Origin of the sequence: Micromonospora sp. NPDC005291, from assembly GCF_040607415.1 — a bacterium.
Lineage (GTDB): Bacteria > Actinomycetota > Actinomycetes > Mycobacteriales > Micromonosporaceae > Micromonospora.
Map to the genome: position 1 here is coordinate 120,511 of NZ_JBEXGR010000001.1, position 18,535 is coordinate 139,045.

General features: G+C 70.5%; 14 protein-coding genes. 4 read left to right on the forward strand and 10 right to left on the reverse strand.

Translation table 11 applies throughout. The features are described 5' to 3' along the window. The first annotated feature begins 5 nt into the window (after positions 1-5). Positions 6-461, forward strand: a complete 456-nt coding sequence (locus ABZT18_RS00520; protein WP_354993495.1) for an Rrf2 family transcriptional regulator — start codon at positions 6-8, stop codon at positions 459-461. A 34-nt stretch (positions 462-495) separates the two neighbouring features. Here ABZT18_RS00520 and ABZT18_RS00525 read toward each other — a convergent pair whose 3' ends face one another. The 8 genes from ABZT18_RS00525 to ABZT18_RS00560 all read right to left on the reverse strand — a co-directional run bounded on the left by ABZT18_RS00525 (position 496) and on the right by ABZT18_RS00560 (position 9,838). Further along, positions 496-1,464 (reverse strand): acetylxylan esterase, encoded by a 969-nt coding sequence (locus ABZT18_RS00525; RefSeq protein WP_354993494.1) that lies wholly within the window; start codon positions 1,462-1,464, stop codon positions 496-498. Positions 1,465-1,556: 92 nt separating this feature from the next. Then, the gene (locus ABZT18_RS00530) at positions 1,557-2,237 is read right to left on the reverse strand and encodes an N-acetylmannosamine-6-phosphate 2-epimerase (protein WP_354993493.1); all 681 of its coding nucleotides are present in this window, start codon (positions 2,235-2,237) and stop codon (positions 1,557-1,559) included. Continuing rightward, a complete protein-coding gene (locus ABZT18_RS00535; RefSeq protein ID WP_354993492.1) occupies positions 2,234-3,181 on the reverse strand; it encodes an ROK family protein in 948 nt (315 codons plus the stop codon). The genes ABZT18_RS00530 and ABZT18_RS00535 overlap by 4 nt, the downstream gene beginning before the upstream one ends. A 2-nt stretch (positions 3,182-3,183) precedes the next feature. Beyond that, complete coding sequence (locus ABZT18_RS00540) at positions 3,184-4,122, reverse strand: dihydrodipicolinate synthase family protein (RefSeq protein ID WP_354993491.1); 939 nt, start codon at positions 4,120-4,122, stop codon at positions 3,184-3,186. Continuing rightward, positions 4,119-5,192, reverse strand: coding sequence for an ABC transporter ATP-binding protein (locus ABZT18_RS00545; RefSeq protein WP_354993490.1), 1,074 nt, complete (start codon positions 5,190-5,192; stop codon positions 4,119-4,121). Before ABZT18_RS00545 ends, ABZT18_RS00540 begins: the two co-directional genes overlap by 4 nt. After that, the gene (locus ABZT18_RS00550; protein WP_354993489.1) at positions 5,189-7,147 is read right to left on the reverse strand and encodes a dipeptide/oligopeptide/nickel ABC transporter permease/ATP-binding protein; all 1,959 of its coding nucleotides are present in this window, start codon (positions 7,145-7,147) and stop codon (positions 5,189-5,191) included. Before ABZT18_RS00550 ends, ABZT18_RS00545 begins: the two co-directional genes overlap by 4 nt. Then, entirely contained in the window at positions 7,147-8,103 is a 957-nt protein-coding gene (locus tag ABZT18_RS00555; RefSeq protein WP_354993488.1) for an ABC transporter permease, read from the reverse strand. The genes ABZT18_RS00550 and ABZT18_RS00555 overlap by 1 nt, the downstream gene beginning before the upstream one ends. Before the next feature lie 106 nt (positions 8,104-8,209). Next, a complete protein-coding gene (locus tag ABZT18_RS00560) occupies positions 8,210-9,838 on the reverse strand; it encodes an ABC transporter substrate-binding protein (RefSeq protein ID WP_354993487.1) in 1,629 nt (542 codons plus the stop codon). A 138-nt stretch (positions 9,839-9,976) separates the two neighbouring features. Here ABZT18_RS00560 and ABZT18_RS00565 point away from each other — a divergent pair, with 138 nt between their 5' ends. Then, positions 9,977-10,708 (forward strand): FCD domain-containing protein, encoded by a 732-nt coding sequence (locus ABZT18_RS00565; protein WP_354993486.1) that lies wholly within the window; start codon positions 9,977-9,979, stop codon positions 10,706-10,708. Between the two features lie 323 nt (positions 10,709-11,031). Here the strand turns inward: ABZT18_RS00565 and ABZT18_RS00570 are convergent, their stop codons facing one another. Together ABZT18_RS00570 and ABZT18_RS00575 are read right to left on the reverse strand one after the other, a co-directional pair. Next, positions 11,032-11,703 (reverse strand): FadR/GntR family transcriptional regulator, encoded by a 672-nt coding sequence (locus ABZT18_RS00570; RefSeq protein WP_354993485.1) that lies wholly within the window; start codon positions 11,701-11,703, stop codon positions 11,032-11,034. A 52-nt stretch (positions 11,704-11,755) separates the two neighbouring features. Next, entirely contained in the window at positions 11,756-12,610 is an 855-nt protein-coding gene (locus ABZT18_RS00575) for an amidohydrolase family protein (protein ID WP_354993484.1), read from the reverse strand. A 283-nt stretch (positions 12,611-12,893) separates the two neighbouring features. Here ABZT18_RS00575 and ABZT18_RS00580 point away from each other — a divergent pair, with 283 nt between their 5' ends. Both ABZT18_RS00580 and ABZT18_RS00585 read left to right on the forward strand, forming a co-directional pair. After that, positions 12,894-15,692 carry a glycoside hydrolase N-terminal domain-containing protein gene (locus ABZT18_RS00580; protein ID WP_354993483.1) on the forward strand — a complete coding sequence of 933 codons (2,799 nt, stop codon included), beginning with the start codon at positions 12,894-12,896 and terminating at the stop codon, positions 15,690-15,692. A gap of 65 nt (positions 15,693-15,757) precedes the next feature. Then, on the forward strand, positions 15,758-18,535 hold the full coding sequence (locus ABZT18_RS00585) for an alpha-L-fucosidase (RefSeq protein WP_354993482.1): 2,778 nt from the start codon (positions 15,758-15,760) through the stop codon (positions 18,533-18,535).

Genomic DNA, 18,535 nt, shown 5'->3' on the forward strand with positions numbered 1-18,535 from the left:
ACAGGGTGCAGATCTCCGCGCGCGGCGACTACGCGGTACGGGCAGCGCTGAGCCTCGCCACCGCGTACCCCTCGCTGTTGTCCACCCAGGCCATCGCCGCCGAGCAGGACATGCCCCGCAAGTTCCTGGAGGCGGTCCTGGCCGACCTGCGCCGGGCCGGTGTCGTTCGGGCGCAGCGCGGCGCGGAGGGTGGCTACACCCTCGCCCGGCCGCCCCGAGAGGTGACCGTCGGCGCGGTGCTGCGCGCGGTGGAGGGCCCGCTCGCCGGGGTGCGCGGCCTGCGCCCGGAGGAGACCCGGTACGAGGGTGCGGCGGAGAACCTGCCCGGCCTCTGGGTGGCCGTGCGGGCAGCGGTGCGGCGGGTCGTCGACGAGGTCAGCCTCGCGGAGATCGTCAGCGGCCGGCTCCCGGCTCACGTGCGGAAACTGACCGCCCTGCCGGACGCCTGGGAGCCACGCTGACGCCAGAGCGGCGGAGCAAGCGCCGCACCTGTCCTCAGCGGCCGAAGAGCTTGTGCAGCCAGGCGAGCTGTTCACGCTGGTGAGTCGCCTCGCCACCTTCGTGGTCGTTGAACTCGTACACGCGCACCTCCTTCTCACCGCCGTAGCGGTGGTAGGCGGCGAAGCAGGTCGAGGGCGGGCAGATCTGGTCCATCATCGCGATGGAGAACAGCGCGGGCGCGGTCGCGCCGGGCGCGAGCACGGCGGCGTCGACGTACGACAACGTACGGAACACCTGGTTGCTCCGGTCTCGGTACAGCGCGAGGTACTCGGCGACCTCGCCGTACGGGCCCTGACCCGCGACCTGGACACCGCGCCGGAAGTCACACAGGAAGGGCACGTCGGGCATGACCGCCGCCACGCCCGGGAACAGCGCGGCCACCGCGAGCGAGAGGCCGCCTCCCTGGCTGATGCCGGTGACCACGACCCGGTCGGGGTCGACGGCGGGATGCTTCTGGGCAGCCTGGGCGAACCGAACCGCGTCGGTGACCAGCCTGCGGTAGTAGAGGTCCTCCGGGTTGGTGACACCGCGGGTGAGGAAGCCCGGAACCGTGCCCGCTGGATACGGGTGCGGGTCGGCGGTGACGCCGGGCGCGGCGCTCCAGCCCTGGCCCCGGGTGTCCATGATCAGGTGCGCGAAGCCCGCCGCGGCCCAGAACAGTTTCTCGTGGGGCAGGCCACGGCCACGGCCGTACCCGAGGTACTCGACCACGCAGAGCAACGGCCCGGTGTCATTCGCTGGCAGATGGAGCCAACCGTGCACGGGCTCGCCGCCGTAACCGGCGACGGTGACCGAGTAGGTGCGGATCTGGGTGAGACCCGTGTCGACCGGCTCGTACGTCGCCGCCGCCGCGGGTTCGTCGGCACTCAGCGTCCGCTCCCAGAAGGCGTCCAGGTCCTCCGGAACAGCCAACTCGGGTCGGTACGCCCAGCACTCGGCGAGGGTGAGATCGCTCAAAGCCACAGCATGGCCTCCGTGACAGCAGGATTGTCAGTTGTGAGTACGGCGACGCCCGTCCGAGCAGGACGGCCGTCCCGTGGGGTGTGCCTCAGCCGCTACCGGGCGTCCGCCATCGCCTTCGCGAACCAGCCGGTGATGGTCGTGGGATGGGTGATCGCCGTGCCGACCACCACCGCCCACGCCCCGGCCCGCAGCGCCTGCGCCGCCTGCTCCGGGGTGTGGATCCGGCCCTCCGCGACCACCGGCACGTCGATCGCGGTGGCGAGCTGAGCGACCAGGTCCAGGTCCGGGCCCGGTTGCCTGGTGGTGTACGCGGTGTAGCCGGCCAGGGTGGTGCCGACCAGGTCGGCGCCCGCCGCGGCGGCGGCGATTCCCTCGTCGAGGGTGGAGCAGTCCGCCATCACCAGGGCCCCGGTCTGCTCGTGGACGGCGGCGATGGTCTCGTCGAGGGTTCGGCCGTCCGGCCGGGGCCGCGAGGTGCCGTCGAGCGCGACGACGTGCGCGCCGGCCCGGGCCACAGCCAGGGCGTGGTCGAGCGTGGGGGTGATGAAGACGTCGTCGTCGCCGTCCTTCCACAGCCCGATCAGCGGGAGGTCGACCGCGTTCCGGATGGCCGCGATGTCCGCCAGACCCTGGGCGCGGATGCCGGCGGCCCCGCCCCGCACGGCGGCGAGAGCGACCCGGCGCATCGTGTCCGGGTCACGCATCGGCTCACCGGGATACGCCTGGCAGGAGACGACGAGTTGATGACGGAGCCGCTCGATCAGTGCGTTCATGTGGTGCCCTCCCAGGCGAGTGAGGCGGCGCCGAGGAGTGGGGCGTCCGACCCTAGGGCCGAGGCCAGGACGGGCACGCCGTCCAGGCTGGGCAACGTCTCCCGCCGCACGGCGTCGCGAAGTGCCTGCCACCAGGGGTCGCCGAGGCCGGCGACGCCGCCGCCGACCACGACGGCACCGGGGTCGAGCATGTTGACCAGCCCGCCGACAGCCGAACCGACGGCGGCCCCGCCCAGCAGGACCACCTCCCGGGCCGTCGCGTCGCCGTCCGCGGCGCGCGCGGCCACCGCTCGCAGGTCGTCGACCGACTGGCCGGTACGCCGCACGTACTCCTCGGTGAGGCCCGGCCCGGAGGCGATCGCCTCCAGGTGACCCTGCCCGCCGCAGGTGCACGCCAGCCGCCCGGCGTACGGCGAGGGCTGGTGACCGGCGTGGCCCGCTGTGGAGTGGGCGCCGGCGAGCACGGTGCCGTCGATGACGAACGAGGCACCGATGCCGGTGCCGACGGCGATGAAGAGCGTCGTCTCGTAGCCGGCCGCCACGCCGTACCGCGCCTCACCGAGGGCGTGCGCGTGCACGTCGTTGATGACGGCGACGGGCAGACCCAACTGCTCTCCCAGTCGCCCTCTCAGGTCCGTGCCCGCCCAACCGGCCAGGGCGTCCGTGGCCGAGAGCACCTGGCCCGTTCGGTGGTCGATCACCCCGGCGCTGCCGACCCCGAGGGCACGGATGCGTGTCCCCGTCGCCCTCGCCCGCAGGCGATCGACGAGGTCGGCCGCCGTGTCGAGGATGGCGGTCGCGCCGGCCCTACCGGGGGTGGTGGCGGTGACCCGGTCGACGACCTCGCCGTGGCGCGTCACGATGGCGGCGGCCGTCTTGGTGCCCCCGATGTCGAGCGCGGCGACCGCCTCGTCGACGACCGGGGGCTTGCGTACCTTGGACATGACTAGAGGAGCCCCGCCAGTTCCAGCTGGGTACGCACTCGGCTGGTCTCGTCGGCGTCGAGCGGCCGCAGTGGCAGTGACACCGCGTTGCTGTCGATGACACCGAGCAGGGCCAGTGCGGTCTTGAACGCGCCCACACCCCGGGTCGCCCCTCCCGCCGTCGCCGGGTCCGCCGCGTCGACGATCCGGAACAGCCGGGTCAGGCGGTCCTGCTCCGCGCGGGCGGCATCCCAGTCGCCGCTGACGCAGGCCCGGTGGAGTCGCACGTAGCCCGCCGGGTCCACGTTGCCCAACCCGGGGACGGAGCCGGAGGCGCCGGCGAGCATCATCGCGTCGACCACCACCTCGTGCCCGGTCAACAGGCTGAAGCCAACGTTCGGCGCGTGTTCCGCGATCGCCAGCACCAACTGGCGGAAGGAGACGTCGTCGCCGCTGGAGTCCTTGACGCCAGCAAGGACGCCCTCGATCGCGAGCCGGGTCAGCAGGCCCGGGGAGAGCTTGGCGTGCACGCAGACGGGAATGTCGTACGCCAGCAGGGGAAGCTCGACCGCCGACGCGAGGGACCGGAAGTGCCGCTCGATCTCGTGGGGGCCGACGATGGCGTAGAAGGGCGCGGTCGCCACCAGGCCGTCGACACCCAGCCGCGTCGACGCGGCGGCCCGGTCGAGGACCCGGCGGGTGGTCGGCTCGATGCAGCCGGCGATGACGGGTACGGCGCCTCCGACGGTCTTCACGACGGTTTCGAGAGCCTGGTCCCGCTGGCTGTCGGTGAGGAACACCGTCTCGCCGGAGCTGCCGAGGGCGAAGATGCCGTCGACGCCGGCGGCGAGCATCCGCTCGACGAGCCGCTCGAGGGAGGCGACGTCGACCGCGCCCTCCTCGGTCAGGGGGGTGACGACCGGCGGCACGACTCCGGCGAACCGCGGGGCTGGGGTGGTCACGCTGACTCCTCGACATGTAGGGGGGTGGTGCGGCCGGTCGCTGCTCTGGCGAGTTCGACCAGCTCTGTGTTGCTGGATCCAGCGGGAACGGGGTGGTAGCACCGGAACTCGTGGGAGCCGCCCGCGTCGCCGCCCGGTTGGGTCGGTGGCATCTCGGTGGCGCACACGTCGGTGGCCTTCCAGCACCGCGTGCGGAACGGGCATCCGCGGGGCGGCCGGGTGGCGAGCGGCACGGGGCCGACAAGAGGGATCGGATCGAGCGGCGAGAGCAGCCCCGGCGTGGCGGAGAAGAGCGCCCGGGTGTACGGGTGCTGTGCGCTCTCGGGGAGCCCGGCGGCGGGTGTCTGCTCCACGATCCGGCCGAGGTACATCGTGACCACGCGGTCACTGATCCGCTTGACCGTCTGGATGTCGTGAGAGACGAAAACCATGGCCAGGCCGAGACGCTCCTTGAGGTCCAGGAGCAGGTTGAGGATCTGCGCCCGTACCGACACGTCGAGGGCGCTGGTGGGCTCGTCGGCGATGACCAGGCCTGGCTCAAGAGCCAGGGCACGTGCGATGGACACCCGCTGGCGTTGACCACCGGAGAGCTGGCTCGGCAGGACATCGGCGACCGACCTGGGCAGCCCCACCAGGGCCATCAGCTCGTTGACCCGCTCCTCACGCTGCTTGCGGGTGCCGCGACGGTGCACGTCGAGCGGGTCGCGCAGGATGTCGCGGACCGGCATGCGCCGGTTCAGCGACGTGGCCGGGTCCTGGAAGATCATGCCGACGCCGGCCCCGATGTGTTGGCGTCGTTCCGCCGCGTTCATCGACCACACGTCCTTGCCGGCGAAGGCGACCGAGCCGCTCGTCGGCCGCTGGAGGCCCACCAGCACCTTGGCCATCGTGGACTTGCCGCAGCCGGACTCACCGACGACACCGATGGTCTCGCCGGCCCGAACTGTCAGGTCCGCGCCGGTGAGGGCGTACACCCGCTCGCGGCTGAACATGCCGCCCCCGCGGGTGCGGTGAACCACGTGCACGTCGCGCAGCTCGACGATCGACTCGCGCGGGACTGACGCACTCATCGGGCCAGCTCCTCTTCCGTGACGGTGACGGCCGGGTGGTGGCAGGCGTACCGGTGGCCCTCGATGCCCTCGAGACGGGGCACCGTCTCCCGGCAGACCTCGGTCACCATGGGGCAGCGATCAGCGAACCGGCATCCCGGTGGGAAGTCGGCCGGCGACGGCACGACGCCGCGGATCTGGGTGAGCCGCTCCGCGCCGACCTCAAGGGAGAGCACGGAGCCGAGGAGGCCACGGGCATAGTGGTGCGCGGGCGCCCCGACCACGTCGGCGGTGACACCGCTCTCGACGATCTGGCCGCCGTACATCACCACGACGCGGTCCGCGACGTCGCTGACCAGCGCAAGGTCGTGGCTGACCAGGATCAACGCGAAGCCCAGCTGGCCGCGCAGCCGCAGCAGCAGCTCCATGACCTGCGCCTGGACCGTGACGTCGAGCGCGGTGGTCGGCTCGTCGGCGATGATGAGGCGCGGGTCCCGGGACAGGGCCATCGCGATCACCACGCGCTGCCGCTGCCCGCCGGAGAGCTCATGCGGGTACGCGGACAGGGTGCGCTGCGCGTCCAGGCCCACCAGGTCCATCAGCTCCTCGGCCGACCGGGTGCCGCCACGGCTGATCATCTGGGCGAGCTGAGGGCCGATGCGCAGTGAGGGGTTCAGGGCCGAGAGGGCGTCCTGGTAGACCATCGCGATCTCGCGCCCCATCAGGGCACGACGCCGTTTCGTACTCACCGTCAGCAGGTCGGTGCCCTGGAAGCGGACCTCGCCGCGGACCCGGGCGCCCTGCGGCAGCAGGCCCATCACGGCGAGGGAGGTCAGGGACTTGCCGGAGCCGGACTCCCCCACCAGGCCCAGCACCTCGCCGGGGCGGACGTCGAAGGTCAGGTCGTCGACGATGTCGACGCCCCGGTGGCGTCCCTCGAACCCGATCGACAGGTTCCGGACCTCGAGGACGGGCTCACCCTGCGGGAGCGGACGGGCGCGCTCGCGCAGCCGCAGCGCCGCCTCGGCCAGACCGGGCAGCTGAATGATCTCGCCGGAGCCGGGCTGCGCCTCCTCCTGCGCGTCGCCGGCCTTCGTTGCGGTGGCCCGCCGCGCCGCCGGGGCGGCCCAGGCGTCGGACATCCCCTCGGAGAGCACGTTCAGGGCGAGCACGGTGAGCAGGATCAGCAGGCCGGGGAAGAACGTGGCCCACCAGCCGCCGATCTGGACCATCTCCTTGCCGAAGGCGATGACCGAGCCCCACGAGGAGGCCGCCTCCTGGGGCGCCAGCCCGCCGCCGATGAAGGAGAGGGACGCCTCGAAGACGATGGCGTCCGCCACCATGACGGTGACGAAGACGAGGATCGGGGCGGCGCAGTTGCGTAGGACGTGCCGCCAGAGGATGTGCGGTCGCCGGGCGCCGATGATCCGTTCGGCCGCGACGTAGTCCTCCCGGTACTGCGAGAGCACGTTCGCGCGCACGATTCGCGCGATCGAGGGGATGAAGACGAAGCCGATCGCGACCACGAGGACCAGAAGGCTGTTCTTGCCGAAGGAGATGATCAGCAGGGCGGAGAGCACGATGGCGGGGAAGGCCATGACGACGTCGAGGCACCGCATGACGACCTCGTCGACCGCGGGCCGGCTGGTTCCCGCCAGCGCGCCCAGGATCGCGCCGACCACCAGGGCGATGCCGGCGCTGCCGAAGCCCACGATCAAGGAGCGTCGGGTGCCGGCGACCAGCCTCGAGAACACGTCGCGTCCGAGCTTGTCCAGGCCGAACCAGTAGTCGCCGTTGGGGCCGGTCAGCGCGGGACCGAGCCCGGCCTGCGCGGGGTCGTGCCGCAGGATCAGCGGCGCGAAGATGCCCACCACGACGATGAGCAGGACGAAGCTCAGTGCGATCCGGGCGGTGACGCTGAGGCGTTTGAAGGCGATGCCGGGAGCCGACAGCCGGGCGGTGAGTGTTCGGCGCATCAGTGGGCTCCGCGCAGTCGGGGGTTGGCGAAGAGGTAGAGGATGTCGACCACCAGGTTCACGAAGACGAAGCCGATGGCGATCGTCAGCACGGTCCCCTGCGCGAGGGCGGTGTCGTTCTGCTGCACCGCGCTCATGATCTGGGTGCCCATGCCGGGCAGCGAGAAGATGGCCTCGATGACGACCGTGCCGCCCAGCAGGTAGCCGATCCGCAGGCCCAGCACGGTGAGCGGGTTGACGAGCGCGTTGCGCAGCACGTTGCGTCCGACGACCACGCGGGGCGGCAGCCCGGCGCCGATGGCCGTACGCACGTAGTCCTTGTCGAGTTCCTCGACCATCGACGTCCGCACGATTCTGGCCAGCGAGCAGCCGACCGGCACGGCGAGAGCCAGCGCGGGCATGGCGAGGGACTGCAACCAGAGGGAGAAGGAGTCGCCGGGGTTGACGTACCCACCGGTCGGGAAGACCGGGCGGCGGACCGAGAACTCCTGGATCAGCAGAAGGGCCAGCCAGAACGACGGCATGGCGATCCCGGCCATCGAGATGAACCGGATGACCTGGTCGGGCCAGCGGTCCCGGTACAGCGCGGCGGGGATGCCCAGGGCCAACGCGATGACCAGCGCGCCGACGATCCCGAGAGCCGTCAACTGGATCGTCAGCGGCAGCGCGGTGGCGATCTTGTCGGCGACCGGGACGGACGGCGGGAAGGTCATGCCCAGATCGCCCCGGACCAGGTCGCCCAGGAAGTGCAGGTACCGCAGGGGCAGCGGGTCGTCCAGGCCGTTGGCGGCCTTGAACGCCGCCACCTGCGCGGGGTTCGCCTGGTCGCCGAGGACGGACAGCGCGGGATCGATCGGGGAGAACTGCATGATCACGAAGACGAACATCGTGATGCCCAGCACCAGGGGTATCAGGGTCAGGAGTCGTCGCGCGACCAGGCTCAGAACACTCAGCATGGTGTCTTTCTCTCGTCGAGGGCCGCCGGGACGTCCCGCCCAGCCCGAGGGTGTCAGGGGCTGGGCGGGACGTGGAGGGGCCGGGGTTCGGGCCCCCGAGACGGGCTCAGCTCTTTCGGCTGGCGTCCAGGAAGTACAGGCCGGTCGTCGAGGCACCCGAGAAGCCACTGAGCTTGCCGGGGTCGTACGCGGTGACGACCTTGGTGTGCAGGATCGGGTACAACGGGGCCTCGTCGGCCACCTTGTCCAGGGCCTGCTTCCACAGGGCCTTGCGGGCCGCCTCGTCGGAGGTCTGCGCCGCCTTGTCGAGCAGGTCGGCCATGGCCTTGCGGTCCGCGGCGTTCCAGCGGTAACGCTGGCCCGGCCAGGTCTCGCCGTAGTAGAACCAGCGCATCAGCAGGTCGGTGTCGACGCCGAAGACACTGGGGTCACCGGTCGCCATCAGCACCCGGAAGGTGTCCTTCGGAACGATGTCGCCGTAGATGGCCGACGAGGGCACCGTGTTGAGGCTGGCGGTGACGCCGATCTTCTTCCACTGCTCGATGACCAGCGGGGCGACATCCTTCACGACGGAGTTGTCGGTGGTGTCGAGCTGGAACGACAGGTTCGTGACACCGGCCTCCTTGAGCAGGGCCTTGGCCTTGTCAAGGTTGTAGTCGTAGACCGTAGCGGCCTGCTGGTAGTCCTTGTTGCCCTCGTCCAGGTAGCTCGTTGCCGCGGTGCCGTAGCCGTTGAGCGCGGTCTTGATGACCGCGTCCTTGTCGATGGCATAGTGCAGGGCCTGGCGAACCCGCTTGTCACTGAACGGCGCTGCCGACGAGTTGAACATGAGGAAGACCTGGTTGAAGGCCTGCTTCGCGTCGACGGTGTACTTGCCCTTGAGCGAGTCGACGTTCAGGTACGGCACCGACTCGATGGCCTGGACCCGGCCGCCCTGAAGGTCCGACACCCGCGCCGAGGCCTCCGACGTGGTGTTCCACGTCATCGTGTCGACCTTGGCGGGACGGGGTCCGCCGTAGTTCTCGTTCTTGCTGAGCTTGATGCCCGACTCCTTGGACGCGCTGTCCATCTTGAACGGGCCGGAGCCGATCGGTGCGGTGTCGAAGGCCTTCGAGGCGGCCGCGTCCGCGGTCTTCGCCTTCGGAAGGATCTTGATCACGGCGATCCGCTCGGCGAACAGCGCGAACGGGTACTTCAGCTTGAACTCGGCCGTCGTCGCGTCCTTGGCGGTGACCGAGTCGATGAACGACACGAACCCCTGCATCAGCGGCGGGGCCTTGGGGTCCGCCGGCTTCAGCACACGCTCGAAGGACCAGGCGACGTCCTCGGCGGTGACGGGGGTGCCGTCGGAGAACTTCGCGCCGTCACGCAGGGTCACGGTGTAGGTGAGCCCGTCCGCGCTGGGCATCGGGTCTGCCTTGGCCAGGGCCCGGTAAGGTTCGCGGGTGACCGGGTCGAGATCAACGAGACCCTCGAAAATGTGCTGGTTGACCGCCGTCGCCACCGCCGACGAGGCGTTCGCTGGGTCGAACCCGCTAGAGAGGGTGAACGCCAGGGTGGTCTCGATCGAGGATTTCCCCCCGTTTCCGCCCTCGACGGCGTTGGTCGAGGCCGGGCCGCCGCTGCACGCAACGAGACCGAGAGCGAGGGTTGCCGCAGTGGACGCGACGGCCAGCGAGCGGAACCGGCGCGGGGGGACGCGCCGACTCCCCGATGGCTTAACGGTGGTGCTCACGTAGCTGCCTCCATAGGCTCTTCATGCGCTCGCGTGACCGCTCGCGCTGAGGGATTCGAAGATAATGGGGTCTGACGTCTGACATCTGATGCCGATAGGGTGAGCGTGTCAGATTCGTGAGGGAAGGGCAAGTGGCAGATGACGACCATTGACGCGACTCCGTTACGCGGTTCGGAGCGCCCAGGTCCCCGCCGGCAGGAAGTCGCAACCAAGATCAAGGAGTACATCCTGCGCAACCGCCTCAAGCCAGGGAACCTCCTTCCCACCGAGGCGGAACTGTGCGAGGCGGTGGGTGCCAGCCGGTCCAGCGTGCGCGAGGCCGTCAAGATCCTCTCTGCCCTCGACATCGTCGAGGTGCGGCACGGTCACGGAACCTTCGTCGGCCGCATGTCCCTCGCCGCGCTCGTGGAAAGCCTGACCTTCCGCGGTCTTCTGAGCGGCGAGGAGGACCACCATGTGCTGGGGCAGGTCGTCGATGTCCGCCAGACCCTCGAGCAGGGGCTGGCGGCCCAGGTCATCGCCGTCCTCGACGGTGAGCAGCAGGCGGCCCTCTCCGCGCTCGTCGACGAGATGGAGAACCTGGCCGCCCAGGGGAAGGACTTCCTCGACGTCGACCGGGCCTTCCACGTGAAGTTGCTGGAGCCCCTCGGCAACGACCTGATCCTCCAGCTGACCGAGGCGTTCTGGCAGGTCCAGGCCATCGTCGCTCCCACGCTGCGTACCGAGCCGGAGGATCGGGTGATCACCGCCCAGCGGCACCGGGCAATCGTGGACGCGGCCGCGGCCGGCGACGTGGCGGACCTACGCGCCGCGATCGCCGAGCACTACGCGCCCGTCCGGGCGAGCATCGCCCGCGTCGTGCAGTCCTGAAGCGACACCACCATCGCCGCCCGATCCGAGATCGGGCTGCTGAATCGGGGCGAGATCCCGAGTAGACGGAAGGTCCACGGCCCGAGCCACGTCGTCACGTGGCCGGGGCCGCCAGGACGGTACGGGTGCTCCACGGCCACGGCCAGCAGCGCGGCTCCGGGCCAGCCTGGCGCTCTACGCCGGTCGAGTCGTCGAGACGTCGGAGGAGCAGCAGTGAGCGTGACGACCGAGGCGTTGCTGGAGGCGGGGGCCGTCGTACCTCTCGCGGGGCTGTCACCCGTCGGCTGACGCTCGCCGCAATCGCGCGGTTCTGAGTGGCCCGGTCACAGTGCCCGGCGGAGCCACTCCTCGACACCGGCGACGTGCACGGTGGCCCAGGAACGCGCGAGATCGGCCTGCCCGATCGTGATCGCGTCGACGATCGCCTGGTGCTGCTCCCGAGTCCGGGTGACGGCGCCCTCCTGGGTGACACCGCGCCAGATGCGGGCGCGGGTGGTGGGCCCGGAGAGCCCATCGAGCAACGAGCACAGCACCGTGTTTCCGGAGCCGACGGCGATCAGGCGGTGGAACTCCAGGTCGTTGGCGACCAGTGCCTCGACGTCGGGAGTGTCGCCGAGGCTGTCGAGCACCGCCTGGAGGTCGGCGATGTCCTCGGCACCCATCCGCTGCGCGGCCAACGCCGTGGCGGCTGGCTCAAGGATGCGCCGGACCTCCAGGAATTCCAGCACGGTGTCGTCGCGGTGGAAGTCCACGACGAAGCCGAGCGTGTCGAGCAGCAACTGTGGGGCAAGGCTCGTGACATAGGTGCCGTCGCCCTGGCGGACATCCAGGATGCGGATGATGGACAGCGCCTTCACCGCTTCGCGCAGGGAGTTGCGGGACAGACCGAGCCGCCGGGCCAGGTCCGCCTCCTTGGGCAGTCGATCGCCGGGGCCGAGCTCACCCGACGTGATCATCGTCTTGATCTTGCCGATCGCCTCGTCGGTGAGAGCCATCGCTGCCTCCGCAAAATGTTCAGGGTAGGGGCCGTTGCCATGATCGCGGGGGTTACACCCTCAGTTGGTAGACCCGCGCCGCGGTGCCTCCGAAGATCGCACTGGAGTCTGCCTCGGACAGCGGCGGCAACGCCTGGTGCAGCGCCGCCCGGACCCGGCCGTAGCTGCCGGCGAGCAGGCACACCGGCCAGTCGGAACCGAACATCAAGCGGTCCGGCCCGAAACGGTCGAGCGCCTCGCGGACGAACGGTCGCAGGTCGGTGGCGCGCCACGAGGCCCAGTCCGCCTCCGTCACCAGCCCGGACACCTTTGCCGTGACGTTGGGCTGCTCGGCAAGCGCCGCCAACGACCCGCGCCACCGGGCCAATCCGGGCGTGCCTGCCCGGATCTCCGGCTTGCCCAGATGGTCGAGGACGAAGCGGACGTGCGGCAGCGCTGCCGCGGCCCGGGCCGCGGCAGGCAACTGGTCCACCCGGACGACCAGGTCGAAGGCCAGCCCGGCCGACGCAACGACACGCACGCCGTGGCGCGCGTCCGTGCGGTCCAGGTAATCCGGGTCCGGCTCGGCCTGGATCTGGGCGCGGACACCGACCACCCGTTCGCCACCGGAGCGCCGGAGGTGCCGGGCAATGCGGGCCTCCAACCCGGGGTCGGTCAGGTCCGCCCACAGCACCACGCCGGTGATCTGCGGCGCCTCGGCCGCCCACCGGAGCAGGTCATCCGACTCCGCCTCGTCGCATCGCCCGCCCTCCACGAGAACGGAGCAGTCGACCTGGGCGGCGCGCAGTTGCGCCTGCCACTGGCCCACCGTGAACGGGCGACGGATCGACCGCATCCGGTCGTCGTCGAGCCAGGCGTAGGCGGCCGGATTTTCCCAGAGGTGATGGTGCGCGTCGACGGTCAGCACGCGGGCTCAAGGATGGCCGCGCGTTCCTCGCCGGGATGCCCTACTCGTAGAAGCTTCACTCGCACCGTCCCGCAAACATCGGGTGTTTCTGAAGGTATGAGCTCGGACATCGGATGTCTAGCAGGTGCCGTCGATCAGAGCAATAGGCCGAGATGGGCTGGCGGTTCGCCATCGAGGTCGCGATCTTCGTCGCGGGTGACCACATCAGACTTAGGCGTTCGAGCCATTGACAAAAATATACATCCCACGTTAACTCCCATGGCATAGAGGAGGCCCTATGCCTGTGACCGGCAGTATCCAGAAAGTCCTGCGGGCCGCAGCCGCGGTCCTTCTCGTGGCCGCGTGCCTGACCTCCGTGTCCGGCTTCGCTCCAGCCGAGGCGGAGGCCGAGGCCGAAGCCGCCGCCGACCCCGGGCTGGCGCTCTGGTACGACGAGCCCGCCGCCAACTGGGAGAGCAACGCGCTGCCGCTGGGCAACGGCGCGCTCGGTGCCATGGTCTTCGGTGGCATCCAGACCGAGCGCCTACAGCTCAACGAGAAGACACTGTGGACGGGCGGGCCCGGCGCCACCGGTTACAACCACGGCAACTGGACGTCACCACGGCCCGGAGCCCTGGCTGGCGTGCAGGCCCAGATCGACCGGGACGGACGGATGGCGCCCGGCGCGGTCGCCACCGCGCTCGGCCAGCCGGCCACCGGATTCGGGTCGTACCAGAACCTCGCCGACATGTACCTCGACATGACCGGCACCCCGGCCACGGTGAGCGGCTACCGACGCGAGTTGGACCTCGCCGAGGGCACCGCCCGCGTCGGGTACACCCACAGCGGGGTGACCTACCAGCGCGAGTACTTCGCCAGCTACCCCCGCAACGTGATCGTCGCCCGGCTGTCGGCCAGCCAGGCCGGGAAGGTCTCGTTCGTCCTGCGTCCCGCCTCGGCCCAGCCCGGCAGCACCGTCACGGTGGCGAACGGCCGGATCACCGCCCGAGGTGCGCTGCCCGGCAACGGGCTGATCCACGAAACCCAGTACCGGGTGGTGACCACCGGCGGCACCCGGACCGATGGCACCGACCGGATCACCGTCGCCGGCGCCGACTCGGCGTTCCTCGTGCTGTCCGCCGCCACGTCGTACGCCGACACCTACCCCGCCTACCGCGGCGCCGACCCCCACGCCCAGGTGACCCAGGCGGTCGATGGTGCGGCGGCCTCCACGTTCGCGGCACTGCGCACGGCTCATCTCGCCGACTACAAGACGCTCTTCGACCGCGTCCGGCTCAACGTGGGCGGGCAGATGCCGAACATCCCCACCGACGAGCTGCGCTCGGCCTACACCGGCGCCGCCGGACGGGCCCAGGACCGCGCGCTGGAGTCGCTGTACTTCTCCTTCGGCCGGTACCTGCTCATCGCGTCGTCGCGCGGCGGCTCCCTACCCGCCAACCTGCAGGGCATTTGGAACAACTCCAACAACCCGCCGTGGCAGGCCGACTACCACACCAACGTCAACGTCCAGATGAACTACTGGCCGGCGGAGACCACGAACCTGTCCGAGACCGCCACGCCGCTGTTCGACTTCATCGACGCCCTGCGGGCGCCTGGCCGGAGCACCGCGCAGAACATCTACGGTACGACCGGCTGGGTCACCCACCTCAGCACCAACCCGTACGGCTTCACCGGTGTCCAGGACTGGGCGACCGCCTTCTGGTTCCCGGAGGCTGCCGCGTGGTTGTGCCAGCACCTCTACGAGCACTACCGCTTCACCCGCGACACCGCGTTCCTGCGCGATCAGGCGTACCCGGCGATGAAGGAGGCCGCGGAGTTCTGGCGGGCCAACCTGCGCGTCGATCCTCGCGACGGCAAGCTGGTCGTCTCACCCAGCTACTCACCGGAGCAGGGTGACTTCTCGGCCGGCGCGTCGATGAGCGAGCAGATCGTGTGGGATCTGCTCACCAACACCATCGAGGCGAGCACCACGCTCGGCGTCGACGCCACCCTGCGCTCGCAGTGGCAGACCACGCTGAACAAGCTCGACCCCGGCCTGCGGATCGGCTCCTGGGGCCAGTTGCAGGAGTGGAAGGCGGACTGGGACAGCCCGACGAACGACCACCGGCACGTCTCGCACCTGTACGCCCTGCACCCGGGTCGGCAGATCTCGCCACTGACCACCCCTGCCCTCGCCAACGCCGCCAAGGTTTCCCTGACGGCACGCGGCGACGGTGGCACCGGCTGGAGCAAGGCCTGGAAGATCAATTTCTGGGCTCGGCTGCTCGACGGCGACCACGCCCACAAGATGCTCGCCGAACAACTCAAGAGCAGCACGCTCGCGAACCTGTTCGACACCCACCCGCCGTTCCAGATCGACGGCAACTTCGGGGCCACCGCCGGAATGGCGGAGATGCTGCTGCAGAGCCAGAACGGCGTCCTCGACGTCCTGCCAGCCGTGCCGGTGGCATGGCCGGTCGGTTCGGTCAGCGGCCTCAAGGCACGCGGCAACGTGACCGTGGACGCGGAGTGGCGCAACCGGCTGGCCAGCCGGATCACGTTGACCGCCGGCAGCAGCGGCACCCTGACGGTTCGTAACCCGCTGCTGGCGACCGCACCGCTGGTCGACCTGACCACCAACCAGACCGTGCCGGTGACCCGCTCCGGCAACCAGGTGAGCTTCACCGCCGAGGCCGGCCACCGCTACCAGGCGGTGTCCGCCACCACGGACGGCACGATCACCGGGGTGGCCAGCGGCCGCTGCGTCGACGTACCCGGCGCCGCCACCGCCGACGGCACCGCCCTGATCCTCTGGGACTGCTCCGGCGCGGCCAACCAGACCTGGACCCGCCAGGCCGACAACACCATCCGCAACCGCGGCAAATGCCTCGCCCCCGCCGGCACCACCGCCGGAACCGCCGCCACCATCACCACCTGCGGCACCGCCACCAACCAACGCTGGACCTACGACACCACCGCCAAGACCCTCCGCAACCAGGCCACCGGCACCTGCCTCGACGCCAACGGCGGCGGCACCACCAACAACACCACCCTCATCCTCTGGCCCTGCACCACCGCCACCAACCAGCAGTGGCTGATGTAGCAACCGCCTCACATCGCACACCCCCGCACCACCCCTTTCTGACCCGTGCCCGGAGAGGACACCCCGTGACCCCCACCCTGCGCCGCCCCGCGCGCGTCAGCGGCACAGCCCTGGCCACCCTGGCCCTGCTCGGCACGTACCTGGTCCAGCTCACCGCACCGGCAGCACCGGCCGCCGCGGCCCCGGCCGCCGCCGACGGCACGATCGTCGGGGTGGCCAGCGGCCGCTGCGTCGACGTACCCGGCGCCGCCACCACTGACGGCACCGCCCTGATCCTCTGGGACTGCTCCGGCGCGGCCAACCAGATCTGGACCCGCCAGGCCGACAACACCATCCGCAACCGCGGCAAATGCCTCGCCACCACCGGAACCGCCGCCACCATCACCACCTGCGGCACCGCCACCAACCAACGCTGGACCTACGACACCACCGCCAAGACCCTCCGCAACCAGGCCACCGGCACCTGCCTCGACGCCAACGGCGCCAGCACCGCCAACAACACCCCACTGATCCTCTGGCCCTGCACCACCGCCACCAACCAGCAGTGGCGCGTCGCCGCCGCCGACTACCAACCGCTGCTCGACGTCGGCTTCAGCGGCACGTTCACCTCCACCACCGGCTACACCCCCTCGACCGGGGAACTGGTCGACGGGCAACTCACCCGACTGGCCGGCAGCGAGACGATCAGCGGCTCGGCCGTCACGCTCACCGGCGGCGGCACCGGCATCGGGTTCTCCCCCCGGGTCCCGGTGACCAGCGCGAAGTACGTCAACAAGAGCCTGCTGGCCGAGGCGCTGGTGCGCCGTCAGAGCGGCGCCACCATCACCTTCGACACGGTGCTCAGCCTCGCCGGCGGCGGCTACTACCGCTATGCCAGCGGCTCACAGAACACGACCGAGTTCGGCATGTACGGGCCGGACGCGCCGTACCACGACACCCGGCAGAGCGGGCCCAACCTGTCCAACACGCAGGACACCCACGTGGCGCTGGCCTACGAGTACGTCAGCGACTCCACGGCCCGCCTCAACGCGTACGTCAACGGCTGCCAGATCGGCACCACCGTCACCACGCCGGTCGCCGCGGCCAACGCCGCACAGGGTCTGTTGAGCTTCGGCAACGACGCCGGCACGCGTAACCGCGGCTGGCACGGCACGCTGGACGCCATCGCACTCGCGTCGATGACCGGTGCCGCCGGCCCGGCCGACTTCCAGCTCGACGCGCCGATCTGCGGTGGCACACCACCGCCGGCCGGCTGCGCGGGCAATCCCGGCACCAGCGGCCCGGTCACCCCGGCCAACGTCATCGCCGTCGACCCCTGCGACACGCTCGACCGGATCCGGCAGAAGGCCGCCCAGGTCACCCCCACCACCGGCCAGCTGGCGTGGCAGCAGCGCGAGCTGACCGCCTTCCTGCACTACGGCATGAACACCTTCACCGACGTCGAGTGGGGCAGCGGCAACGAGGACCCCGCCCAGTTCAACCCCACCACGGTCAACCCCACACAGTGGATCGACGTGCTCAAGCGCAACGGCTTCAAGCAGGTCATCCTGACCGTCAAGCACCACGACGGGTTCCTGCTCTACCCGTCGCGGTACAGCTCCCACTCGGTACGCAGCAGCCCCTGGTGGGGCCGGACGAGCCAGAGCGACATCCTGCGCGCCACCGTCGACGCCGCCCGCGCCGCCGGTCTGGCCGTGGGCTTCTACCTCTCCCCCGCCGACGGCGCGGAGATTCCCGGCCGGCGCGGCGGCGACCGTTTCGGCAACGGCAGCGCCAAACGGTCGGTGACCATCCCGACGCTCGTCGCCGGGGACACTCGCACCCCGACGCAGACGTACGCGTACAACGCCGACGACTACAACGCCTACTTCCTCAACCAGCTCTACGAACTGCTCACCGAGTACGGGCCGATGGCCGAGGTGTGGTTCGACGGGGCCAACCCGTACACCGCGTACCCGCAGGCATACCAGGTCGGTGACTGGTACCGGCTGATCCGGACCCTGCAACCCGACGCCACGATCGCGATCAACGGCCCGGACGTGCGCTGGATCGGCTCCGAGTCCGGGGCGTTCCGCGCCGACGAATGGAGCGCCCTGCCGTTCAAGGGCACCGATCCGGGTGCGTTGAACCGCGACGACGACCTGCTGGGTGGTGCCGCATCGAGCGATCTGGGTTCCAGCGCGCTGATCGGACGCAACCTGGGGACGATCACGTACCTGTCGTGGTACCCGGCCGAAGCGGACGTCTCGATCCGACCCGGCTGGTTCTGGCACTCCGCCCAGAACGGTTCGGTCAAACAACCGGACGCCCTCCTGCGGCTCTACGAGAACGCGGTGGGTCGTAACGCCAACCTGCTGCTCAACATCCCGCCGAATCGGGCCGGCGTGATCGACGCACCCGACGTCACCGCCCTCGACGGGTTCGGCGCCACCAAACGCGGCCGGTACGCCCGGGAACTGTTCGCCAAGGCCGGTGCCACCGGCACGCACGCCGCCCTCACCGATGCGGCCCTGGGCACGTACTGGTCGCCCACGGGCAGCGCCACCACCGGCTCGGTCGAGCTGACCGCCTGTCGGGCACGCACGTTCGACCGGGTCCTGCTTCAGGAGTCGGTCGGCAACGGCCAGCGCATCGAAGCGTTCGCCGTGGACGCCTGGGTCAACGGTGCCTGGCAGCAGGTCGCCGCAGCCGGATCGGTCGGATACAAGCGGATCGTGCCGCTGTCCGCCGCCGTGACCAGCGACCGGCTGCGGCTGCGGGTGACCGCCGCGCGCGGCGTCCCGCAGGTCGCGACGCTCACCGCGTACGCGACCGACAGCACCGCCAACCCGTCGTCCTGCTGA